This is a genomic window from Paenibacillus terrae (genome assembly GCF_005217525.1).
GTDB classification, from domain to species: domain Bacteria; phylum Bacillota; class Bacilli; order Paenibacillales; family Paenibacillaceae; genus Paenibacillus; species Paenibacillus terrae_C.
The window spans coordinates 242,817-267,342 of record NZ_PNXQ01000014.1 but is presented as its reverse complement, the minus strand read 5'-3'; the positions used below and the strand labels follow the sequence as shown (position 1 = coordinate 267,342).

20 protein-coding genes and 1 pseudogene are annotated in these 24,526 nt (G+C 49.0%); 7 read left to right on the top strand and 14 right to left on the bottom strand.

Annotated features, from left to right (window positions below):
- The first annotated feature begins 19 nt into the window (after positions 1–19).
- Positions 20–949, top strand: coding sequence for an AraC family transcriptional regulator (locus tag C1I60_RS15980; protein WP_137062629.1), 930 nt, complete (start codon positions 20–22; stop codon positions 947–949).
- 83 nt (positions 950–1,032) lie between these two features.
- On the opposite strand, the gene C1I60_RS15975 is transcribed toward C1I60_RS15980, so the two are convergent.
- The 5 genes from C1I60_RS15975 to C1I60_RS15955 form a co-directional block, all read right to left on the bottom strand.
- On the bottom strand, positions 1,033–1,374 hold the full coding sequence (locus tag C1I60_RS15975; RefSeq protein ID WP_137062628.1) for a darcynin family protein: 342 nt from the start codon (positions 1,372–1,374) through the stop codon (positions 1,033–1,035).
- A gap of 81 nt (positions 1,375–1,455) precedes the next feature.
- Positions 1,456–2,037 carry a Crp/Fnr family transcriptional regulator gene (locus tag C1I60_RS15970; protein WP_137062627.1) on the bottom strand — a complete coding sequence of 194 codons (582 nt, stop codon included), beginning with the start codon at positions 2,035–2,037 and terminating at the stop codon, positions 1,456–1,458.
- Positions 2,038–2,115: 78 nt separating this feature from the next.
- On the bottom strand, positions 2,116–3,957 hold the full coding sequence (locus C1I60_RS15965; RefSeq protein WP_137062626.1) for an adenine deaminase: 1,842 nt from the start codon (positions 3,955–3,957) through the stop codon (positions 2,116–2,118).
- Positions 3,958–4,065: 108 nt separating this feature from the next.
- On the bottom strand, positions 4,066–6,444 hold the full coding sequence (gene helD / locus C1I60_RS15960; RefSeq protein WP_252361752.1) for an RNA polymerase recycling motor HelD: 2,379 nt from the start codon (positions 6,442–6,444) through the stop codon (positions 4,066–4,068).
- A 308-nt stretch (positions 6,445–6,752) separates the two neighbouring features.
- On the bottom strand, positions 6,753–7,784 hold the full coding sequence (locus C1I60_RS15955) for an FUSC family protein (protein ID WP_170970828.1): 1,032 nt from the start codon (positions 7,782–7,784) through the stop codon (positions 6,753–6,755).
- A gap of 188 nt (positions 7,785–7,972) precedes the next feature.
- On the opposite strand from C1I60_RS15955, the gene C1I60_RS15950 reads away from it, so the two are divergent.
- Positions 7,973–9,295, top strand: coding sequence for an MFS transporter (locus C1I60_RS15950; protein WP_434784400.1), 1,323 nt, complete (start codon positions 7,973–7,975; stop codon positions 9,293–9,295).
- A gap of 93 nt (positions 9,296–9,388) precedes the next feature.
- Positions 9,389–10,558, top strand: coding sequence for a glycosyltransferase family 4 protein (locus C1I60_RS15945; RefSeq protein WP_137062624.1), 1,170 nt, complete (start codon positions 9,389–9,391; stop codon positions 10,556–10,558).
- A gap of 96 nt (positions 10,559–10,654) precedes the next feature.
- Here the strand turns inward: C1I60_RS15945 and C1I60_RS15940 are convergent, their stop codons facing one another.
- From C1I60_RS15940 to C1I60_RS15915, 6 genes and pseudogenes are all read right to left on the bottom strand, one after another.
- Positions 10,655–10,852, bottom strand: a complete 198-nt coding sequence (locus tag C1I60_RS15940) for a YwbE family protein (RefSeq protein ID WP_137062623.1) — start codon at positions 10,850–10,852, stop codon at positions 10,655–10,657.
- Positions 10,853–10,923: 71 nt separating this feature from the next.
- Entirely contained in the window at positions 10,924–11,664 is a 741-nt protein-coding gene (locus C1I60_RS15935) for a DUF1361 domain-containing protein (protein ID WP_137062622.1), read from the bottom strand.
- A complete protein-coding gene (locus C1I60_RS25715; RefSeq protein ID WP_252361756.1) occupies positions 11,567–12,136 on the bottom strand; it encodes a hypothetical protein in 570 nt (189 codons plus the stop codon). Before C1I60_RS25715 ends, C1I60_RS15935 begins: the two co-directional genes overlap by 98 nt.
- Before the next feature lie 187 nt (positions 12,137–12,323).
- Positions 12,324–12,616 (bottom strand): annotated as a pseudogene (locus C1I60_RS15925) (sugar phosphate isomerase/epimerase); the annotation flags it as partial.
- A 124-nt stretch (positions 12,617–12,740) separates the two neighbouring features.
- Positions 12,741–15,293: a beta-mannosidase gene (locus C1I60_RS15920; protein ID WP_137062621.1), complete on the bottom strand. Its 2,553-nt coding sequence runs from the start codon at positions 15,291–15,293 to the stop codon at positions 12,741–12,743.
- 212 nt (positions 15,294–15,505) lie between these two features.
- Entirely contained in the window at positions 15,506–16,573 is a 1,068-nt protein-coding gene (locus tag C1I60_RS15915; protein ID WP_137062620.1) for a LacI family DNA-binding transcriptional regulator, read from the bottom strand.
- Between the two features lie 281 nt (positions 16,574–16,854).
- Between C1I60_RS15915 and C1I60_RS15910 the strand changes: the two genes are divergently transcribed.
- Complete coding sequence (locus C1I60_RS15910; RefSeq protein WP_137062619.1) at positions 16,855–18,543, top strand: ABC transporter substrate-binding protein; 1,689 nt, start codon at positions 16,855–16,857, stop codon at positions 18,541–18,543.
- A gap of 364 nt (positions 18,544–18,907) precedes the next feature.
- Here the strand turns inward: C1I60_RS15910 and C1I60_RS15900 are convergent, their stop codons facing one another.
- Positions 18,908–19,291 (bottom strand): winged helix-turn-helix transcriptional regulator, encoded by a 384-nt coding sequence (locus C1I60_RS15900; protein WP_137062618.1) that lies wholly within the window; start codon positions 19,289–19,291, stop codon positions 18,908–18,910.
- Positions 19,292–19,464: 173 nt separating this feature from the next.
- Between C1I60_RS15900 and ahlS the strand changes: the two genes are divergently transcribed.
- On the top strand, positions 19,465–20,313 hold the full coding sequence (gene ahlS, locus C1I60_RS15895; protein WP_137062617.1) for an AhlS family quorum-quenching N-acyl homoserine lactonase: 849 nt from the start codon (positions 19,465–19,467) through the stop codon (positions 20,311–20,313).
- A 210-nt stretch (positions 20,314–20,523) separates the two neighbouring features.
- Here the strand turns inward: ahlS and C1I60_RS15885 are convergent, their stop codons facing one another.
- Both C1I60_RS15885 and C1I60_RS15880 read right to left on the bottom strand, forming a co-directional pair.
- The gene (locus C1I60_RS15885) at positions 20,524–21,087 is read right to left on the bottom strand and encodes a GNAT family N-acetyltransferase (protein WP_137062616.1); all 564 of its coding nucleotides are present in this window, start codon (positions 21,085–21,087) and stop codon (positions 20,524–20,526) included.
- A 64-nt stretch (positions 21,088–21,151) separates the two neighbouring features.
- Positions 21,152–21,517 (bottom strand): DUF2500 domain-containing protein, encoded by a 366-nt coding sequence (locus C1I60_RS15880; protein WP_252361738.1) that lies wholly within the window; start codon positions 21,515–21,517, stop codon positions 21,152–21,154.
- Positions 21,518–21,921: 404 nt separating this feature from the next.
- Between C1I60_RS15880 and nrdI the strand changes: the two genes are divergently transcribed.
- Both nrdI and nrdE read left to right on the top strand, forming a co-directional pair.
- A complete protein-coding gene (nrdI, locus tag C1I60_RS15875; protein WP_137062615.1) occupies positions 21,922–22,281 on the top strand; it encodes a class Ib ribonucleoside-diphosphate reductase assembly flavoprotein NrdI in 360 nt (119 codons plus the stop codon).
- The gene (gene nrdE / locus C1I60_RS15870) at positions 22,268–24,352 is read left to right on the top strand and encodes a class 1b ribonucleoside-diphosphate reductase subunit alpha (protein ID WP_137062614.1); all 2,085 of its coding nucleotides are present in this window, start codon (positions 22,268–22,270) and stop codon (positions 24,350–24,352) included. The genes nrdI and nrdE overlap by 14 nt, the downstream gene beginning before the upstream one ends.
- The last annotated feature ends 174 nt before the right edge of the window (positions 24,353–24,526 follow it).

Here is a 24,526-nt window from a genome sequence, read left to right as displayed (position 1 = left end):
CAGGAGGGGAGCGGGTGAAATGAATCGGGAAATGTTGCGGGAAAACCGCATTCATGGTAACCCTATGTATCCGGTCAGCGTGTATCCGAGCGTAGAGCAGTTGAACGGAAACAGCGTGCTGGAGTCTCATTGGCATGAGGAAATGGAGTTTATCGTCGTGGAGCAGGGTAGCGCCGTCTTTCAGACGGATATGGAATACACCGAGGTCAGTGAAGGTGAGGCTCTTTTTGTCAACAGCGGAGAGCTTCACGCCGGATATTTAAAAAATGCTCCAAGCTGCGTATTCTCTGCTGTGGTGTTTCATCCCGATCTGCTGCACAGCCGGACACAGGATACGGTGCAGGAGCAGTTTATCGACCCCTTTATCAGCAAAAAGCTCGTCGTTCCCCCTCACATTCGCGGGGTCCTGCCCTGGGAACAGGAGGTGCTGACCTCGCTACGCCGCATCATTACCAGCCATGAGCAGAATGCACCTGCCCGTGAGCTGGCGACCAAGGCACAGCTCTATGGCATCATCGCCAGCATGTATCCTCATATGACCCCGGCTAACGGAGAGGATGTGATTATGGCAGGTCAACGCAGCAAGGTCGAACGGATCAAAAAAGCGCTGGCGTATATCAACAATCATGCTCATGAGCCCATTCGTTTGCGGGATATCGCGGATGAGATTCGTATGAGCGAGGGACACTTTTGCCGTTTCTTCAAGCAAATGGTGCAAAAAAGCCCGGTCGAATACATCAATTACCACCGGGTTCAGAAGGCTTGCAGACTGCTGGAGCAAAGTGACCGCAAAGTGGTCGATATTGCGCTGGAGGTTGGCTTTGACAATCTGAGTTATTTTATCGCAACCTTTAAAAAATGGAACGGCATGCCCCCTTCACAATATCGCAAGCAGCACGAAGCCGAGCAGATGCTTGCAGCAGCCCCCTTGGTCACAGATATAAGCTGAATGATGGCAAAAAGAAAGAGGCGAATTCCTAAGCTGAATATGAACAGCTCAAGAATCCGCCTTCTTTTGCATGGGTATCCATGTTATTTTTCCATCTGTAGTATTTCTGACTCATAGGACTGAAATGCATTTTCCATGCCCATGACCACATCTTTTATCTTCATATACCCCTTGGTGTATGGCTCCGAGTCCCGAATTTCTTCCCACATATAATGATACTGTCTCATATCCTCCGTTTCGCATACGACGAAATCAGTGTAATCCTTGCCGGGAAGCGCCTCTGCATCAAAAAAACGAACTTGAACATGCTCGCTATATTTTTGAATGCTCTCCTGCAAGGATGCCGCATGTTTTCGACGCTCTTCCCGAGGCAAAGCCAGCCAGGAAGGATAAAATTCCAACATTACAATCATCATATACCGCATATGCCTATCCCCTTTTTTATAAAGCTCGAATGGACTAACGTTATTGTATGCTGCTTGTCCTCCAAGCTGCATTAACCTATGTTAATGCGGATCGCTGCGGAGCAATCGGCTAAGCGAAACGGGGGATACACCGATGTACGAGGCGATATGATACTGGGCAATTCGTTTATCCAATCCGGGATACTTGAGCAGAAAGGCTTGGTAACGTTCCTTGGCGGAAAGATACAGTAATTCGCGTTCCCGTTCCTCTTTTCGAATGTATAGTCTCTCTACACTCTTGCGTACGAATCTTTCCCACATATGGCTTGTATCCATAAGCTCCTTCAGTACGTCATAGGGGATTTCAATGACTATCGAATCCTCCATAGCCTCAATGGTAAAGGTCGACGGCTCTCCTTGGACCATAGCTCCGTAAGAGGTTACGTAATCATCTGCTGGCGAAAAGCCAACATTATACTCCCTGCCATCTGCTAAAGTGTAGAATAAACGGAATAATCCCTCTGAGCAAAAATAGGCATGATTCACGGGTTCACCCGTTTCGATCAGATACGTTCCCTGTTGCACATGCTTCACATGGGTTCGTTCTACAAATCTGTTCCAATCCTGCTCTATAATCGAGGCCTGATAAACCATCTGCTCTAATGAACGATAATACTGATGCATATGCTCATTGCTCCCCGTATTCCTGCTTGGAAGGAAAATTTTTGATATTAAATGCAGTAAACAGGGGCTACTAGCCTATCAGGCTTCCGCAGTATCCTCTTCCACGAAGAGCGATACCTTGCGGATACCGTCTGCTCCGATCACAACAAGTCCCTGATCCGACAGGCGGATTTCAGGGATAACGACCAGCGCCAGCAGCGACAATGTCATCAGCGCGTTGTTCAGCACACAGCCGGATTGCTGAAGTGCCCGGCTGATGCTCTCGGACTGCGCAGCCACCTCTGCAAACGGCGCAGGAGACATCAGCCCGGCGATAGGCAGCGGGAAGCGTGTTTCGCCCGAGGCGGACACGACCACCACGCCGCCGCGCATAGCCACGGCCTGCTTCGCCGCCTGGATCATCAACTCGTCATCGTTGCCAATGACGAGCAGGTTGTGGCTGTCATGCGCCACGGTCATGGCAATGGCGGCTGGCTCGGTGAAACCGACGCCCGTCACGAGTGCCACCGCGTGGCTGCCACTGGCATGATGCCGCTCGAAGACGGCTATTTTGCACAGATCCTGCGCGGGATCTGCCGTGACCTCACCACCCCGGACCGGAACGGTCATCCGCACTTCCTTCGTGTCCACATGATTTTCCGTGACACGAATGACACGTACAGGCACGTCTCCCTCCTGTACGGGAGCCGCAATGCGGAAATCCGCAGCACTCAGGTCGCGTCCCAGACGGACCGTGTCCATCACTTCCGCCGGATAAGCGAAGCCATCCCAATCGGCGACCATTTGGCCGTGCTCGGCCACCAGTTGACCCGCCGCAATTGTAGCGGTCACGTTCACTTCGGCCAGACGGCCATCGAGCAAAATAATATCGGCAATCGCCCCCGGAATGATCGAGCCGATATCCCGCGCTACGCCGAAGCGCTCTGCCGTATTCAGCGTAGCCATCTGAAACGCGGTCACGGGCTTGACGCCCTGCGCAATAGCATGACGGACGACGAAGTCCATCTGACCCTCATGGAGCAAGGATTCCGCGCTGCGGTCATCCGTCACCAGCATCATGCGGCGCGTGTCGAGACCCATTTCCGTGCTGGCACGGATGGTCTCGGCCACATCATGCCATGCGGAGCCCTGCCGCATTTTGGCATACATGCCGAGCCGGATACGCTCGGCTACATCCTCGGGCGTGACACATTCGTGATCGCCCGTAATCCCTGCGGCTGCATATACCGGCAGCCGCCAATCGTCGGAGGCCCATGTAAAATGGCCGTCCGCCACCTTGCCCGCGCGCAGCGTGGCCTGAATTTCCCCGATCATCACATCGTCTCCATAGACGACGCCCGGGAAATTCATGACTTCGCCCAGCCCGATCATATCCGGGCCCCAGCTTAAGGCTTCCTCAACTTCCGCAGGGCCAAAGGAGGCCCCTGTCGTTTCCAGTTCCGGCCCTGTGGACGGAACACAAGAAGCCACCTGCAAGTAAGCAGCCAGCGGTGTCGTACGTGCTTCATCAAGCATCAGGCGAAGCCCTTTCAGACCGAGCACATTGGAAATTTCATGCGGGTCAAAAAAACCTCCCGTCACGCCTAGCGGCAGCACTGCTTTTGCAAACTCCGTTACGGTAAGCTGCGTGCTTTCGATGTGGCAATGTCCGTCCAGTAATCCCGGTGCCATATAGCGGCCTTCCGCTTCGATGATTACTGTGTCTTCTCCGATGGTATGGCTAACGTCCCGACCGACGTATGCGATACGGGAGCCCTGCACAGCAATAGACATTCCCGGTAATAATTCGCCCGATACCACATTGACCAGCGTTCCTCCGCGGATAACCAGCGATGCCTTGCGCTCCCCTCTGGCTGTAGCTACCAGCTCGGGTACACAGTCCGCCAGCGGCGGGCGTTGAAATACACTCTTCATGTCCATTACGTTTTGTAACCTCCGTTTATGCTTCTTGCCTGTTTTGCTTCAGGATTTTTGCAAAATCCTCACTTATTTGCTTATGTTACTGGAATACACACCATTATGCCAATCTTACATAACTGGATCACTTTCTTCCACCTTATAGGTATACGTATCCGATTCCTGCGAACTCACGAACGGTGTAATTTCGCCTATCGTATAGATGTGCAGCAAATGCATAGCCCGTGTACAGGCAGTGTAGAACAGCTTGCGCTCACTTTCACGCTGATATTGCTCCGCTGATCCGTCATAGATCAGGACCGCATCAAATTCTACGCCTTTCGCCAGGTAAGCCGGAATGATATGGACTCCCTTTTCAAAAGCCGGAGTTGTCTTCTTGATCAGCCTTGGCTTCACAGGCAACTGCCCTTCGAGCGCTTCGAAAGCCGCTGCACTTTCTCCAGCATTTTTGCAGATTACTGCCACGGATTCATAGCCTTCTGCCAGCAATTCCGTGATGTTCCCGACGATCAGACGATGCAGCGTTTCATGCGAATGTACCTCCGTAACACGAGGCTTCTCACCCTTGCGGTTAAACGGTACAATATGCTCGCCCCCGGCCACCATCCCCCGGGTAAACTCCACAATTTCCTGTGTCGAGCGGTAGCTGCGTGTCAGGGAAATCATCTCGGTCTGTTCCGCTCCATACAGCTCATAGAGAGGCTCCGCATCCTGAAGCACAGAAGCATGCGCATAGATCGCCTGATTAAAATCGCCCAGCGCGGTCATTTTAGCCTGTGGAAACAAGCGTTTGAAAAAAGCCAATTGGAAGGGTGAATAGTCCTGTGCTTCATCAATAAACACATGACGGATATGGCTATTGGAACGGAAGCCCAACATCAGCTCACGCAGATATAAAAAGGGGGTCACGTCCTCATACGCCAGTTCCCCGGCCTGCATCCGTTCCAGCGTTTGACGGCTGATTTCGCTCCAGCTATCCGGCAGCTCGGCGTGATCGGCCAGTTGGCTCAGGAGCGTCTCATTCTGAAACAGCTCACCGTATAAGCGGGTCGTGTCCACAAAACGAAGCGCTTTGATCCATTTACGCAAAGGCTTCAAGCGATCACTGACCACCATTCGCGCCAATATTTCCCGTTCACGTGTAAAATCGTCGAAGGTATGGCCCTTATTCTTGGATTTACGCCGCATGCGATTATAAGCACGCTGGTAATCCTCCGGCTCCATCAGATCCATCTGCTGATCCACCCATGGAGCGGAGCATTCCTCCTTACCGAAACGGGCCAGTTCCTTGAGCATCCAGTCCCTCAGCAGCTCCAGCCGATTCGCCAGCCGAACCGAAGCATCAAACCCATAAAACTTATGCACCATTTCCTCCAATGGAACCACCTCGCGCCCTTGAAACCGGATCGGTTTAAAACGCATACCCTCCTGCTCCAAATACGCCTTATATCCGGTAATGGCTTGCAAAAACGTCTTGGAAGACTTAAAGCGGATGCCTTCCATTCTGGCCTCATACCCCGGCTGTGAAGATGCCGACAATACATATTCCAGCTGCTCAAAAGGGTCTTCCAATTGAAACTCCCGGCCCAGCCGACGCTCCAAATACTCCTGAAGCGTTGCCTGGAGCATGTTTTCTTCACCTAATTCTGGAAGTACCGTTGAAACATAGCTGTTAAACATCGGATTGGGCGAAAATAGCACTACCTGATCCGCGCGTAAGCGGTCACGGTACTTATACAGCAAATAGGCTACTCTCTGGAGCGCAGCAGAGGTTTTGCCGCTTCCCGCCGCCCCCTGTACGATGAGCATACGGCTTCGATCATCACGAATAATGCGATTCTGCTCCCTTTGGATCGTTGCCACAATACTTTTCATCTGAGCATCCGAGCTGCGGCTCAGCACCGCCTGGAGCAGCTCGTCTCCAATCGTTACCCCTGTATCGAACATAAAACGAATCTGTCCACCTCGGATCGAGAATTGGCGCTTGAGCGTCAGTTCTCCTTCCATTTCCCCTGCTGGAGACTTATAAGAAGCGGGACCCGGCATATGATCGTAATACAGATTGGAAATAGGCGCACGCCAGTCATAGACCAGAAATTCCTCGTCCTGATGATCCAGCAGGGAGGCGATCCCCAGATAAACACGCTCTGCGGGCTGTCCTTCCTCAGCGAAATCAATACGTGCAAAATACGGTGATTCCAGCAGCTTTTTCAGACGGCCCAGCGCCTCAGTGGAATGCTTGTGCCTGCGCTCCCTTTCCGACAAAATTTCGGATTGCTGACGCAAGCTGGTGGAGGTCTCGCCCACATCATCCGCCTCGCTGAAATTGATCGTTACCTCATCCCAAAAATCTTTACGCATATCTACGACATCTCCACGTACAGAGCCAACCTCCGTCTCCAGCTTCCGAATACGCCCGCTAATGACAGCAGTCACATCCTCTACTCTCCGTTGTTCCTCGTTCCATTGCTGCTCAGTAGTCACTGACATCACTCCTGTTCCGTTTCCTCCTGCTCCACCGCAGGGCTAAACTATGCTCTATTATGGACCTGGGTATACCCATGGCATCCCTCTGATCCGGGAAAATTGACTTACACTTTGAAACATGCTATAATGTAATAAGAAGTGTAATTAACGACTTTAAATTCATGGTTTTACCATAAACATAGCATCCTCTATTGTAGCAAGTTCAACCCCTGTTCGCAACCAGCGGGCTTTTTTTATGTTTTCATATACGCAAAAAGCGGTCGTCCATCTGTAAGATGAACACGGCCGCTTTTTGCTTTTTCATATATTCGCTACTTGCTCTCTTCCACAGGATGAATATGTTCCGCCAGTCTGCTCAACCGCTCCAGTTGATGACCATAGTCATACATCGCAGCAGCCACAATCGAGAGTCTCAGCATCCCCTCCTGACAGTGGTCAAAACGGGTAATCGCATGCTTCATAAACTCACCGTTCGCATGCTGGAACATTTCGCTTTCGTCCTCGTTCGGTTTCAGCTTATCTTCAAACTTCAGCAGCGCATGTTCATGGAACCGAATCAGCAGTTCCAGATGACCATCAAAAAACGCATCCGTTCCCTTCGGTCGCACAGACTGGAAGTAGTGCCTTTCCACCGCATCCAGTACCTCATACCCTTTATGCAAACTTCCGAGCATTTGCTTGTATACCACCATCTGTCTCGTCTGACTGAACCGAGAGCGCTTGAGCTTCTTCTGCTCTTCCTCGAACAAATGATATTTATCCGATAGCGATTTTATGGCTCCCTCCAGATTACCTTTTTCCTCTTTAAAGACAGACTCCTTAATCTCATCGGAAATGGCGGTGCGCAGCAGCAAGGACATACTGTTAAATACACTTTGAATCTGATTGATAAACTGTCTTTTCGGTTTCGGAGGAAACACCGTAATATTAATAACAAAAGCAGAAACAATCCCTATTAAAGTAAGCACAAAACGGGTCACGGCAAATTTCCAGTCATCCGAGGCTTCCATGACAGAAACAACGGTTACCAGTGTTAATCCTACCGTATCTGCCATATTTATTTTCAGACATATCATTAGTACCAGTACACATACTAATCCGACCGCAATCGGTTCATTTGAAAATACCATTCCGCCCAGCAACGCCATGATTGCACCTAATGTGCTTGTTTGGAGCTGATCCAGAAAATAACGCCACGACCTGTATATTGACGGTTGCATGGCAAAAATAGCGGCTATCGCTGCCCCCACAGGCGAATGGGTATTCAAAAGCATGCTCAGAAAAAGGGCGAGCGTCACTGCGATCCCCGTTTTTAACACCCGTGCTCCAAAAGCCAAAGCCATCCCTCCTGCTTACCCTTCTAATTTATTCATACCGAATTACTATAATGAAATTTCATTGTAAAGTCCATGCTTTATTATTACCCAAAAAAAATCGAAGCCAAGGAATGTTTATGAAATGCACAGATCCTGCTAGAATACATATCAATACAATTTACTGATCTGCATCAACGTCACAGGAGGATCGCATCGTGCCATGGATTAACAAAATGTTAGACGAGCCTCGAAAGTGGCCGCGTAATATCCAATTATTTTTTATCGCCAATCTGCTGTACCAGATGGGTACGGGAATGTTTTCCGTTCTGTATAACCTGTATATCCAGGGGCTTGGCTTTGGGGATGACATGAATGGCCGAGTGGTGAGCATGCAAGCACTGGCTACAGCCTTGCTGTTTATTCCGGTCGGTTTTTTGGGGGATCGGAGGAGCCGCAAACACATGCTGGTCATCGGTGCGTTATTCAGCGGTGTTGCCTTTCTCATCCGTACCTTTACAGATACCAGCAGCAGTATGCTGGTTTTCGCCGTCGTTTCGGGCGTATTCGCCGCCTTTATTCAGGTGCTGGCTGTACCCTTTTTAGCGGAAAGCATCAGCAAAGCCCAACGCTTGAAAATATTCAGCTATTACTCGGCTCTTGTACTCGCAGCACAGGTCATGGGGAGCTTTGGCGGGGGTGTGCTTGCAGATGGGCTGCAAACGTGGGGGATCACACAGCTCTCCAGTCTGCGGGTTGCTCTGTTCCTCGGGGGAACGGCAACATTAACCGCTTTTATACCATTATTGTTCATGACAAAAGCAACTCACGTCGAAGAAGAAGCGGCCCTTGCGAAATCGACACCTGAACCGGTATCAGCGAATACGGCGGAATCCACGTCCGCTTTACCAGTACCACCTGCTCCTGCTGCTTCTTCGGATACCCGGGTCATCGGACAATTTGTGCTTGCCCAGTTTTTTCTCGGGTTGGGCTCAGGTCTGGTCATCCCGTATCTCAATTTGTATTTTACGAACCGCTTTTCCGTATCGCTCAGTGCGATGAGCTTGCTGATTGCTCTCGGTCAGCTGATGACGATCCTCTCCATGCTGATCGGGCCTACACTTAGCAGCCGAATCGGACTGGTCAAGGCTGTCGTTGGCTTCCAATTGCTCTCGCTCCCGTTTCTCCTGATTACCGGCTTCACGAATGTCCTCTGGATTGCTTCCATCAGCTTTCTGTTCAGGCAAGCGTTGATGAATGCCGCCAATCCGCTGCAAACCGCCATTCTGGTGGAACGTGTATCGGATAAAAACCGGGGTATTGCCAACTCGGTTCTCCAGACGACCTGGATGCTAGGAACCGCAGGCATGGGACCTGTACAAGCCTATCTGATTACGACCTACGGCAATTACTGGGGCTATGCCATCACGTTCAGCATGACAGGTGTGTTTTATATTTTGTCCTCCCTCGTCTACTATTGGATGTTCCGAGAAAACCGCCCGTCCGCGGGTCAGCTTTTACAAAACCCGGCAAGCCCGTAAACAAAATCATGGCACAATAAAAGCCGGAGCCTCCAAGCGGACTCCCTTGGTACGTCATAGGATAAATGAGAATGGCGGAGGAGGAATGAAGGCATGCTTCGAGTCGCATTATTTACGGACACGTATGCGCCTGACGTAAATGGCGCTGCCCTGACACTGGAACGATGGATTGGCTATCTGGAGAAACATGGGGTATCTACACTTGTCTTCGCACCAGAGGCAGACTATCATCTGCCCTCTGGGCCGGGTGTAGAACGGTTTCGGAGCATCCCTTTTTTGCTGTACCGGGAATGCAGAGTTGCAATTCCCAACGCCAAACAGATTAACGACCGTTTGACCGCCTTTTCCCCGCACCTGATTCATGTCGCTACCCCGTTTAACCTTGGCCTGTACGGAACAAGCTACGCAGCCAAACACCATGTTCCACTCGTCGCCTCATATCATACCCACTTTGATAAATACCTCGAATATTACAAGCTTCGCTGGCTTGAACCTGCCTTGTGGAAATACATGCTCTGGTTTCACAGACATTGTGAAAGAGTATACGTACCCTCTCGGTCAACCATGGAGCTATTGCGCAATAAAGGAATGAGTCAGCTCGAAATCTGGGGCAGGGGCATTGATACCCAACGTTTCCAACCGAAAGTGGACCGTTATGCAGTATGGAAAAAATGGGGCATTCGTGCAGACGCATTCGTTATTTTATATGTTGGCAGACTTGCACTGGAGAAGGGAATAGACACCTTACTGGATGCCTATCTCCAGTTGCCGGACGTTGTCCGGGCAGAATCTGTGCTGGTCATTGCAGGAGACGGTCCACTGTATAAGGCCAAAACAGCGGCAGACATGGGGGTGCCAGAGCATGCAGTCCATTGGCTTGGCTTTGTGAAAGGGCAGGAATTAGCGGAGCTATACGCCGCAGCGGATGTATTCCTGTTTCCCTCCACTACAGAAACATTCGGCAACGTCGTGCTGGAAGCCATGGCGAGCGGAACACCCGTGGTCGGTGCCGATGAAGGCGGGGTAAAGGATAATCTCATCCATGGGAAGACGGGCTTGTTGTGTCCTGCCGGAGATGCCGCTGCCTTTGCCGAAGCTGTGCACCTGTTGTACAAAGACAGACCATTTCGTGATTCTATGTCTGTTGCGGGTAGAGCCTACAGCATGGAACAGACGTGGGATCGCATTTTCGAACGGCTGCTGGATAGCTACATGGATGCCGCAACCATACATCTCAACAACCGTCCCATGACGCATATATAGCCCCAGAAACTGGATCTCAGGATACATCAAAGGGTGGTTAGAAAATGCTTTAGCATGCATTCTATAACCACCCTCCACTATCATTACAGCTTTATTCTAATTAGCTACGATATGCTTGACACGCCCAACCTGTCCGTCTGCCAAACGCACTTTAATTCCATGCGGATGACGTGGAGAATTGGTCAAAATGTCCTTCACCGTTCCTCGCGTCAACTTTCCGGTAGGCTGATCTTTTTTAAGCACAATATCCACCTGAAGCCCTGCGCGAATATCTGATCGGTTGTGTCCGTTCATTGTCTCTATCCCCCCTCTCTATTCAATCTTATGAAGCTACTCGGCTACTCAGCCACTCGGTCGCATCGAAATCACCAGTTACGCCATTCATCCCGACGGCTATTGCCGATCCAAACCACGCACATTGTGGACACATAACTAATGAACAAAATAGCAAATACCATCCCGCTAAACTCTACAAAATGAGTACGCTGTAGGGTATCAGCCCATATGGAGGACACCTGCGCATACAACTGGGAAGGTGCAGAAATAATGTCCCACGTGTTCCCTCGAAAGAAACGGCCAATATAAATGCCCAAGCTGCTGAGCAGCAGTACCGCCAGCACAAACAGCCAGCTTACAAACCCGCCGCGTGCACGTTGTACCAGTTGTCGCACAGATTCGAGGGATACAAATCCCATCGTCAACCCAAGGACAGCGACCAACAGCATCCCCAGTACATGATTCCAGAAATACGGCTCTCCCCAGAAGCGCTGCTCCCCAAGAAATGGATATCTTGCAAATACATGCAGCAAATCTGTGATTAAATACGGAGTATTGGGATAAAAAAAGAGCCATACCGCTCCCGTGATCCACAACAAAAACGTCCTCGTCCCCCTTCTCCAGGAACAATGAATGACGTCCAGCAGCAAGGTCAAGATCATGGGAATCCAGGCTAGCATCATATTCCACCATATAAAGCGATAAGGGCGTCCTCCCGAGGGCAGCTGCACGTTAATGATCCATAGAGTGCTGATCACTGAGCATACAGCTAATACGATAAAAACATACCCTTTTATAGGATAATTTAGCGATCTTAAACGGGCATACATGTGTGTCTTTTCCTCCTTTACAGCCGTCCAGCCTTTTGTCGTTCCAATTTACACCTGTTCTGGACAGTGTACACCACAATCGCTTCAAGCTCAATGGAAGCGCTCCATTAACCAGTTTATATTCCCCGCAAGTGAATTTTCCCTCACGCCCAAAAACAAATAAAATCTGTGTCATGCAATCCAACGGACCTTCTGAACGAAAACGAAGCGTCCACACATCCACCCGGATTTCATGCTTCTGTTCATGGGTTAGTGGTCGTTTGTGATGCGGGAGCAGATACCACGGACTGATCTCCTCCTGCGAGATAGGCGGCAGATCGGAGGCAGCAACAGGCCCGTAATAGCCCTTGACCTGCTGACCCAATAGCGTCCAGCCGGTTTCATGGACAGTCAACTCCTGCATAGGCACAAAGCCTGGCGAGAAATAGGAAGCTGCCTGAACCGCCAGCAGACGCGCATCTCCATGCCGCAACGACAGGAACGATGAAACCTCGGATGAGCGTCGCGCTGGTATCCTTCTGCCGATATCGAGCAACTGGAGCGCCAAAATCCGTATGCAGCCTGCTGTGATAAATGTGCTGGTGATGCCCTGCTTCATCTATCCGGCTCAGATAATCAGCTCTCGGAAAATCTCCGTTCAGCAGCTTGTTATAGGTGACATGAACATAAGGGCACCAGTGATCGGATAACCCTATCGTTTCATGAATGTGGACACCGAGAATATAGTCGATCATTTCATTGGCTTCCTTGGCATTATCGTACAATCCCATTCGGTCCATGATCATGCCATGTCCAATGCATACCATAGATATACGGGCGCGTCCTTCAAATCGTCTATGATCGTCTTGGCCTCCTGTAAGGTAGGCATCTGATAGCAGCGTGAACCCGTTTCGATACCAATTGCTACATCATAGCCCTTGAAGACGATACGGTCACACACCTCTTCCAAGTGATTTTTGTTAAATATATTAACATAATGAAAACGCTCTACATATCATCATAAAATGCTTTAGATAGCAAAAAGGCTTATCCGCTTCGCCTACATGAAGTACGGATAAACCTGAGCTGTTTATTTTCTATCCCTGTATCCAATCTACCAACGAGCATACCGTCAGTTTGCCTGGAGAAGCTGCCTCAAAAGCCGAGCTCCCTCTGCCCAGAGCCAAAAATCCCACCGTTTTAGGAATACCGGGAGCCAAATCCAGATGATTGTCGCTAAAAATGCCTTCCCGCTCCGCCGACAGCCATACATGCCTCGCCAGTACATCCGAGCAAAGGCTAAAGCTGCTTCCTCCACTTCCCTGTACCTCTGTTACTTCAATATTCGGCTGCGGCAACTCCATCTCTTTTGTGTCTGCAAAATAAACTTCACAGGAAGCCACCTGCTCACCGTTTTGTATCAGACCTGCTACCACTATATGCTCTGCAGGGTTCAGGCCATTCAGCCATTTGTCGGCAGGCAGTATATGTACCAGCCCAGCTGCATTAGCTTGCTGCTCTACCTGAATGTCCTCTTCACGGACGGCCTTGCTACCCCGGATATGCAAAAGCGTCAGCCGCAGCGTGCCTTGAACTGGCTTTAGCGTATCGTTGACAATATGCAGCGCCTTATTCCCCTGCTCCGTATCCGCCACGCTCAGCAGCACATCGGCAAAGCTGCGCTTAGCCGTATATTGCAGCGCCTTCCAGCGACCAAAATAATCCATGCTCGACCAGGAGGCAACGGGCCAGCAATCATTCATTTGCCAATACAATGTGCCCATACAGTAAGGCTTGCAACGCCGATGCGCCTCAATGGCCATTTTCATCGCTTCCGCCTGTAAAATCTGACTCATGGGAAGAAAGGCTTTAAAATCCTTCGGCTCCCGCATGTATCGCTCCATATATTCTTTAATCAGGCGATTGCCCGCCCCGTTCTTCTGATGCGCCAGCATTACTACCGATTCCAGTTCCAGATCGTTCTCTTCCGCATAGGCACGCACGGACCTGTATTCGGGAAAGGACTGAAAGCCATATTCACTCATAAAGCGCCCCACATGCACATGGTAATGCTCAAAAGGCTCAGATGCGTGCCATACGCCCCAGTAATGAACATCTCCCGCCGTCGAAGACGGATGAGCATGCTGATTTCGGTCTCCAGACAGGCCGATCAGTGGAGACGAGGGCCAATATGCCGTCTGCGGGGACCAGGTGTGTACCATTTCCGGTAAAATCCCGTGAAAGAGCGTCTCATAATCAGACCACATGCACTCTCGCTGCGCTGGCGAATAATCCTTTTTCCAGCCCCAGCCCCCGTTCTCCTCATAATGCGCCCAAGCTGAATCAATCTCATTATTGCCGCACCATAACGCGATACATGGATGATTACGCAGACGCTTGATGTTGTCCTCCGCTTCCTTAGACACATTGTCCAAAAAAGCTGGATCGCCCGGGTACATGCTGCACGCAAACATAAAGTCCTGCCATATCAACAAACCGTATTCATCACACAGCTCGTAAAATATATTTTCCTCATAAATACCGCCGCCCCAGACCCGTAACATATTCATATGAGAGGCCGCAGCGCTGGCAATCTCATGCCGATACCTTTCCCGTGTCACTTCAGGGGCAAAGCTGTCATTCGGAATATGGTTGGCTCCCTTCGCAAACACTGGAACCCCGTTCAGTTCAAAATAAAAACTCTCTCCCGCCGCATCCTGTTCACGCACAAGACGAATCGAACGCAAGCCCGTTTTCACCGTTTTTTCCGCGATTACAGCTCCTTCATCCTGCTCCACAAGCTCGGCTGCAAACGTATATAGATGCGGCTCTCCCAGTCCCCGGCACCACCATAGCCTGGGTTGCCCCATGTACAGCTCCAGCTCCACCGTTTGCCTTCCCTTCAACAGACGAACAGGCTTCAGCCATTCCCTGCCGTCAGCAGAAATACGCAGATCGGCTTCTCTGATCTCACCCGCATTTTCAATTTCTGCAACAGCCGTGAGTCTGGCTCTGTCTACACTGATTTCATCCTGCCGGATAAATAAGTCTCTTACGATCAGACCAGACCATGCCTCCACCCGTACCTGTCTCCAAATGCCGCTCGTCACCAGCCTCGGCCCCCAATCCCAACCGTAATGGTAAGGAGCCTTACGTGCGAAAACGCTTACCTTTTTGTCCGCCAAACCACCTGCTTCGGACTGATCATTCGGCGCGGGAAGCGCGTAACCCAATTGCTCCAGCTTGGGCAGATCCTCAGCTACCGGAGAACGGAACTTGATTTCCAGCCGATTCCCTCCCTGCTGAACCCATGCCTTCACATCCCTCCTCCACATCCGAAACATATTGTTGGCCGACAAAACGGGGTGCCCGTTCACTTTTACCTCCGCATACGTATCCAAGCCCTCCAGCACCAATTCTACACACGGGCACTGAAGCTGTTCCACATTCATTTCAAAACAGGCTTCGTATATCCAGTCCTGTTTGTCAATCCATTGTACCTCCGCCTCGTTCGTTCCGATAAAAGGATCTGGAATTTTGCCATGTCGTAAAAGGTCCGTATGCACACATCCCGGTACTTTCGCGCTAAGCCACTCATCACCTGGTGCTTTCCTAAACCTCCAGTTATCCAACCCTGTCACATTGAACATCGTCGCAAGCCTCCCTATAAGGATGATTGGGAACATCTGGACTCCTCTATAAACATAACAAAAATAACATTAAGCTAACAAAATAGTCAAATCGTTTTTTGCGACAAAAAAAATTGCAAAACAACAAAGAGAAGCCGCCCTCGCCCCAAAAGGCTAAAAAGCGACTTTTTTATCAGTCCGCGTGTATGGAACTACCTATCTATATCTGGACATCAACTATATGTGATTGTACTTATCGGGTGTTCATGATCATCCTTACCCTGACTGAGCCGCGGCGCATACCCCTCTCGTACGACCAGTTCCGCGTGCAGAAGCTTTTTCTCGACGGGGGAATCCGGGTTGGTTATGCGCCATAGCAATTGATCCACCGCACGCATGCCCAAAAGCTCCTTATCCACTCTAACCGTAGCATAAATCGGCATCTGCTCGCTCGTATCGTCAAAACCGGTCACTCCACAGCGCCTCGGGACGTCAATTCCCTTTCGTTTGAGCGCATCCACCACGTGCCCGGCAGTCACATCATTCACACATACAAACATCTCCGGCAATTCATCCTCGGTCAGCTTGTCCAATTCCTCGGCAAGCTTCTGCGCACCCATGTGGAGCAAGGCTCTATTTTGCTTTAATCCTATTCCTCCAAGCTCCAGTGTGGAGCGAAAAGCTTCCCAACGTTCAGAGAAACTATGAGCATCGTCGATATTTCCAACAAATTGAAAGCGGGTATAGCCCCTGCACAGCACATTTCTCATGAGCTCAGACATACATGTGCGGTTATCTGTAAACACCGTATCGCTTAAAAACGCAGCATCCCAATGATCCACCATAACGACCGGAATGCTCATCCGATAAATATTCAGCAATATAGAAGTAGAAATCGACCCTACCGTAATAATGCCCCTGATCGCTTCTGGATTCAGCAAAGCAAACATATCCTCTGTTGAAGGCTCCGTTAACGTCAGCATGTTCATTCCTTTTCCATTCAAGCGCTCAGAAATGCCTTCAAACACAGGACCCCAATACCTGGATTCTCTATTCTGGTGCCGTATATTTGGAAATAACACCAGCACAGTTCCCGACCATTCCCCGGCATCTGTGTCCCGAGGTTCCACCCCCGTTGTCTTTGGATGATTGCGAAAATAGCCCATCTGGGCAGCCAGCTTGACCAACACTGCCCTCGTTTCCTCACTTACTCCGGGCTTGCCGGACAATGCACGCGAAACAGCGAACTTTGAAACACCAGCCGCATCCGCAATTTCCTGCAACGTTACTTTTCCACGCATCTTCTCACCCAACCCTATTCGGAATCTTTTTTTGCCTCTGCCTTTCCAATTGCATGGGTGTACCCATAAACTGGTATCATCGTAGCACACTTTGTTTGAGATCATCAAACGATAGATTTGCACAAATCCACACCATCCACCAAAATATGTTTGCATAATAAAAAAACAAACACATAACAAATCAACATAAATGACTTGACGTAAGGTTCGGTATTTTCTACAATTTACTATTGAAAGCACTTACATTATGTAAATCATACTTATAAAGGGGGATTTTGCAGATGTTCAAGATCAGGTCGGTACGACAAGGCTCCATCCTTCTCTTGGCTTTGTTGCTGCTCGTCACGACGGGCTGCGCAAACGGAACAGGCGGTACGGCAGAAAATGAAAATCCCGATGATACCAGTCCTGTTACACTTACTTTTTTTGGTGGTGACGCCAGCTCGAACTGGAATAACATGAAGGATGCAATTGGACAGGAAATTATCAAAAAAACGGGCGTGACACTGAACGGAGAACATGCCGTCAATGGCCGGAGTGAGGAAAAGTTTGCTTTGATGGCTGCCAGCGGAGAGTATCCTGACCTAGTCTATCCCAAAAACGATGTCGGTAAGCTGGTCGATGCCGGGGCACTCATTGACTTAACCGACCTGATTGATAAATACGGCCCCAATATCAAGAAAGTGTACGGAGACTATTTTAACCGTATTAAATATAGCCATGACGACCCCGCCATCTATACCATTCCGACAAATTTAGGCGTAGATCACATTGCATTTGACGCACAAGCCGGGTTCGAAATCCAGCATCAGGCGCTGGAGAAGCTCGGCTATCCGAAAATTCGCACAGTTCAGGATTTTGAAAAAGCACTCAAGGACTATGTAGCCCTATATCCCACCACTAACGGTCAACCTACCATCCCCCTCTCCCTGGATGCCGAAGATTGGAAAATTCAAATTACCGTAACAAATCCGGCAGTTACCGCTACAGGCGGACCGGACGATGGAGAGTATTATATCGATCCCAAGACGCGTAAAGCCATTCTCCACTACAAACGCCCGGAGGAACGGGAATATTTTCGCTGGCTGAATCATATGTACAACGAAGGACTGCTGGATAAGGATACTTTTGTGCAAAAAAGCGATCAATACAAGTCCAAAATCGCCGCAGGTCGTGTGATTGGACTCATTGATCAGGAGTGGAACTATCAGGATGCCGAAAACGCGCTCAAAGCGTCGGGCAAGGATGAATTTACCTACGCGCATTTCCCGGTTACGTTAAGCGAGAAATACAAGGATCATTCCCTCCAGCCGCTCGGCTTTGATGCTGCATACGGGATCGGAATTACGACCTCGTGCAAAAATCCCGTGCGTGCCATCAAGTTTCTGGATTTTCTGGCCTCCGACGAAGGACAGATTTTGCGCAACTGGGGAATCGAAGGCCAGCATTACAATGTAGAGAACGGCAAACGGGTTATTCCGCCCGATGTGCAGCAACGTAAAAACACCGATAATTCCGCCTTTATGAGAGAGTCGGGCATCGGTTTGTACTGGATATGGGGGCCGCATTACGGTGACGGCATCAAGGACCCTTCCGGCAACTACTATACGACGAACTATCCAGAGATGATTACTGAAAATTACAGCCGGGCCGAAAAAAAATCACTGCAAGCCTACAATGCTCGAACGTGGAAGGACCTGTTCCCGAACGAAAAGGATTTTCCGGTGAAAGAATGGGGCGCCGCCTACAACATGCCCGTTCCGACCAATACAAACTACAATGTCATTTATCAGAAGTCGCAGGACATTGTGCGCAAACGGATTCCCGAAGCTGTACTCGCCAAGCCCGATCAATTTGATGCTATCTATGACCGCATGCTCCAAGAGCTGGATCAGGCAGGCGTGCCGAAGGCTGAAGAAATCTACACCGGACTGATCCAAAATCGTCTCAAGCTGTGGAACGCGGAATAATAACGATCAAAGGGGCTGAACTTAAAAGTTACTTATCGTGCCACTACGCAGTCGAATGGTGCTTCCTATCGCCACCTCCCCCGGATTTCTTGAATAATCATATAACTAGGTAAAAATCCGGGGACAAAAGCGACCGCTTCGGTTGTACAGCACCATTCCGCCTACTCCGTTTTGATGTTTATTTTTCAAGTTCAGTATAGTTCGAGTTTGGCTTGTATAATGAAAGATTACAGGGCTGCCTTGATGATTCCCATGATCCAAATGCCTTGTTCGGAAAGGCCGATCTGACGTGGCTGTTGAAATGTATTCCCCGCCGAGTTCGAAAAGCTGATCAACAAGCCGATGATAAGCACAATCCAAATCTTCACTTACTGTATTTCAGATCATAATTGACTCTTGCCTCTTCTACATGCGAATAATTCGTTCTGCCCCACTGTCTTAATTCTTTCATCGGTAGAAGTAAGGTTTCGCCTAAAGGGGTTAGCGAATATTCCACAGTAGCAGGTACTGTTGGTGTAATATGGCGTTGGACTAGCCCATCCCGCTCCAGCTTTCGTACCGTTTGTGTCAGCATTTTTTTGGAGATGCCCTCGACTCTTCTTGAAATATCCCCGTATCTGATGCGCCCATTCTCCAATGCGTAAATGACGAGCGCCGTCCACTTGTTGGAAATAATGTCGAGAACTCTGCTATAGCCACAACCCGCCAGCGTGATGTCGGGTTGTTTTTTGGTGATTGAAGATGTCAAATCCTACCCCCTCCTATGCACTTAAAAGTACCCTGGACACATTAAAGTGCCTCCTTATGTAAGTTTAGATTTTATATTAAGGTATGTCTATACCTGCCGCTACGGCAGCGTAATCGTCACGAGTGAAGTCAGAGATCTACTTGTAAATTACTCTTCATTGGGAGGAAACAAACATGCCAAATATTATTAAACCGCGGCCTAAACTGTATGTGATGGATAACGGACGAATGAGCATGGACAAGAACTGGATCATTGCGATGCATAACCCGGCTACGATTAACAATCCTAATGCGTCAACAGAATTCGCAGAATTCCCCATTTATACAGTATTGATCGACCATCCTGAGGGAAAGATTCTGTTTGATACAGCATGTAATCCGAACTCGATGGGCAGCGAAGGGCGTTGGGCCGAATCAACGCAATTGGCATCTCCTTGGGTGGCCAGTGAGGAATGCTACCTGCATAACCGGCTGGAGCAGTTGAACGTAAGACCCGAGGAAATTAGGTACGTCATTGCCTCTCATTTGCATTTGGACCACGCGGGGTGCCTGGAAATGTTCACAAACGCTACCATTATCGTACATGAGGATGAGTTGAACGGTGCGCTGCAGAGCTATGCCCGTAATGTAAAAGAAGGAGCTTATGTCTGGGCGGACATTGATGCATGGATCAAAAATCACTTGCAGTGGAAAACAATCAAACGCCATCAGGATAACCTGGAGCTGGCTGAAGGCATCAAGATCCTCAACTTTGGCAGCGGGCATGCTTGGGGGATGATAGGCTTGCATATTGAACTGCCGGAGACAGGGGGGATCATCCTCGCTTCGGATGCTATTTATTCAGCGGAAAGCTACGGTCCACCCGTCAAGCCGCCAGGCATTATTTATGATCTGCTTGGTTACCGGGATACGGTGGAAAAAATCCGCACTCTGGCTGCACGGACGAATTCTCAAGTGTGGTTCGGTCATGATGCTAATCAATTCAAACAATTACGCAAATCAACCGAGGGATATTACGAATAAAATGTTCAATATGTCAGGTATCTACCCCAAAAGCCCGCAATCTCGCGGGCTTCTATGATTCGCTTGTCTGCAATCGCACCTGTAGTAAGAAGTTCGCACTTTGCAGAGAAAGTCCTTTGGCTAAGAGAAATAAGATGAGCGTAGTCCCTGTAATCTCACTCATAAAAAATTGAAGAAAGCTGACGGAATAAAATAACTTATGTACTTTCATTATCGAGATTCCGTCGTTTGCTCCGCAGCCTTATACTCACTTCGCAAAATGCCCATCTGAATAACGTCATAGTATTGGCCCTCCCTGAACAGCTTTTGCCGCAGCCGACCTTCCTCCTTGAAGCCGCAGGCCAGATAGCAGCGATATGCACGCTCGTTGTATGCATAGACCTCCAGCTCCAGCCGATTCAGGTTCAGTGTATGAAATACAAATTTCTGTAATAGCCGGATCGCTTCACGTCCGTAGCCTTTGCCCAGGTTATCATCGCGCCCAATCACAATGCCGAGCGTGGCGTGCCGATTCAACCAGTTGATTTTAAATAAATCCAGTTGTCCAATATAGTCCAGTGTGTCTTTATGTGCAATAACAAAGCCCTTGATCTCGGAGTTACCATCGATCATCATCTGTACATAGGCTTCGCTGTTCGTCTGAGAATGAGGATAAGTAAAAGCATCGCTCAACCCGCGTGTAATATCCGGGTCATTGACCCATTTTCGTATTTCCGGTATATCCTCCTGACGATACTCTCTCAGCACAATGCGTTCACCAATAACATGTGGCATATTACATCTTCCCTCCAGTAATGTAATGGTATCCTGGCAACGACCCGCTCCCAGCTAATGTGGCTTACGCTTCCATCACTCTCACGAACTCCTGAAAACGTGTCCCTTTATAACGAAGCTCCCCACGATCTCCAGTGACAATCATTCCAAAATCCCTATCCTTCACCTCCAGCTCCTTACGCTCGCCCCCGTCAAACTCAAAGGTAACATAATAATCTGTCGAAGCTGAAAAATCGCCTGAGCCCCCGTGAACCCTCGTTCTCTTGTCCACCACCTTGCATGAACGTTGCTCCAACTCAGCGGCTTGATTCGAAAGCCCTGTACCGATTGCCTTGGCAATGATAGCAATAAATCCAATTGCAATGATTCCAAAAACGATAAAAAATATGGCATCAAACGACCCTGAATCCATAAATCCATTTCCCATCATACGTATTCCCCCTACAGTAAAAGGTAGATTTACCTCAGTATCTCCTATTGACAAATCGTACATCTTCATCCTTCAAAACTCCAGTACAATTGTAAAATTCGCACGAAAAAAAAAGTTATTCTGCTTATCCCGCACCCCGCTTGGACTTGCCCCCAATCCTTGTGCCCAACCTTTTAAAAGTGATTGACCTCACCTATATATAGATATAAAATAGAAATCGTACTCTAAATATAGTGTGCAACGCGTATTTTACACATATATCTTGAAAATACAGATATGGAAGAACCGATATAAATAGCGTAAAAATTTTGGCGAAGTACAGCCAGCAAGGGGTTGCGAATCTTTACAGGATTTCGAGCCTTGGGCAGATGCTGTTTTGCCAAATGTCAAGGAGGATGAATACAATGCTGATTGCTTATGATTCCAAGACCGGCAATGTAAAAAGATTTATCGGGAAGCTCAAGCTTCCGGCGGTCCAAATCCAGGAGCAAATGACTATAGAGGAACCATACGTACTCATTACATATACAACGGGGTTTGGACAGATACCTGAGAGGGTATCTTCCTTTTTGCAAAAAAATGCTCAAAACCTCGTGGGTGTGGCTGCCAGCGGCAACCGTAACTGGGGCGAGAGCTTTGCCAAAAGCGCGGATTTGATCTCCGACCATTACAACGTGCCTGTCATCAGTAAATTTGAATTATCCGGAACGTTCGGCGATGTAGAGCGTTTCAAACAGGGGGTGAGCCGAGTTGCGGCATATTGAACTGAACAACATGTTGATGAAACGCGATACAGATGGCTTTTTCCAATTGGAAAAGGACCAAGAGGCTGTAGAAGAGTTTATGAAGGAAGTCGAAGAACGGAGCTTGAAGTTTGCAGATCCAGCGGCTCAAGTGCTCTACATGATTGAGAATGATTATTACGAAAATTTCTATAGTAGCTATACAGCTGACGAAATTAAGGATATTTTCCATATCACTCATAGTTATCATTTTAAATTCCCTTCCTATATGGCAGCATCCAAGTTTTATACGGATTATGCAGTGAAAAGCAATGACCGTAAGGTTTATCTGGAGCACTATCCTGACCGGGTAGCGGTCGTCGCCCTGCATTTGGGACGCGGTAACGCCGATACAGCGCGCTTGTTGTCCCGCTCGATGATGGAGCAGCGTCTCCAGCCGGCAACACCAACCTTCCTGAATGCAGGCAAAAGCCGTCGTGGGGAATTGGTATCCTGCTTCCTGCTCGAAATGGACGACTCTCTCAACTCGATCAACTACGTGCTGAACACTTGCATGCAGTTGTCCAAAATCGGCGGCGGTGTCGCGGTCAACCTGTCGAAACTGCGGTCACGTGGCGAAGCGATTAAAGGTGTGGAGGGCGCGGCTAAAGGCATTATGCCTGTGCTGAAACTGATGGAGGACGGCTTCTCCTACGCGGATCAGATGGGTCAACGTAAAGGGTCCGGTGCTGCATACTACAACATTTTCGGTTGGGATGTACTGGAGTTCCTGGATAGTAAAAAAATCAATGCCGACGAAAGAGTACGCCTCAAGACACTCTCCATCGGACTGATTGTTCCGAACCGCTTTTATAAGCTGGCTCAGGATAATGAGCCGCTGCATGTATTCGCTCCTTATAGTGTGTACAAGGCTTACGGTACGCATCTGGACGATATGGATCTGGATGAAATGTACGATACATTGCTCGCTGACGACCGGGTGAAGAAAAAGGTTGCGATGAGCGCGCGTGACATGTTGACCAAAATTGCCATGATCCAGCTGGAATCCGGCTATCCATACATGATGAACAAAAGTAACGCGAATCAAGCACATGCCCTTAAAAACGTAGGTCAGGTTAAAATGTCGAACCTGTGCACAGAAATTTTCCAATTACAGGAAACCTCTGAAATTACAGATTACGGCCAACAGGATACAATCCGTCGGGATATCAGCTGTAATCTGGCTTCTCTCAACATTGTAAATGTGATGGAGCATGGCAAAATCCGCGAATCCGTTCACGAGGGGATGATTGCCCTGACCTCGGTCAGCGATATGACTCAAGTCGCAAACGCGCCGGGTGTTGCCAAGGCAAACCGTGAGATGCATTCTGTCGGTCTGGGTGTCATGAACCTGCACGGCTACCTTGCCAAGAACAAAATTGCTTATGAAAGCAACGAAGCGAAGGATTTTGTCCGTACCTTCTTTATGACGATGAACTATCACTCGCTGGAGAAGAGCATGGAGATCGCGCAAGCGGCCGGACAAAGCTTTTATGGCTTTGAGGAATCGGATTACGCGACTGGGGTGTATTTTGACCGTTATCTGAACACCGATTACCGTCCGACAACGGAACGCGTACAAGAGCTATTTGGCGGTATTTATATTCCTTCTCCAGAGGATTGGGACAAGCTGAAAGCAGATGTGCAGAAGAACGGCCTGTATCACGCGTACCGTATGGCGATTGCGCCGACGGCCAGCATTTCATATATTCAAAATGCGACGTCCAGCGTAATGCCTATCGTGGAACAAATTGAAACACGTACCTATGCGAACTCGACGACCTATTATCCAATGCCTTACTTGCAAAGAGATAATGTGTTCTTTTATAAATCCGCGTATCAAATGGATCAATTCAAAGTGCTTGACCTGATTGCAGAAATTCAGCCTCACGTGGATCAAGGAATTTCAACCGTGCTTCATGTGAACAGTGACGTGACTACACGCCAATTGGCACGTTGCTATCTGTATGCTGCTCACAAAGGACTCAAATCGTTGTACTACACACGTACCAAAAAGCTGTCTGTAGAAGAGTGCCTCACCTGCTCGATCTAAGACCGTACTCATAAATTAACATTAGAAGTCCTCATATATATCGATGCTTTTCATTAGAAGCTGTATCCAGCGTGATGTTCCGCCCTTTATGGGTTGGGACACGGCCTCGCGGATGCAGCTTCCGTATGTCAAGCATACGATGATTCGCCTATGTCATTTCGTTATGACTCTAGG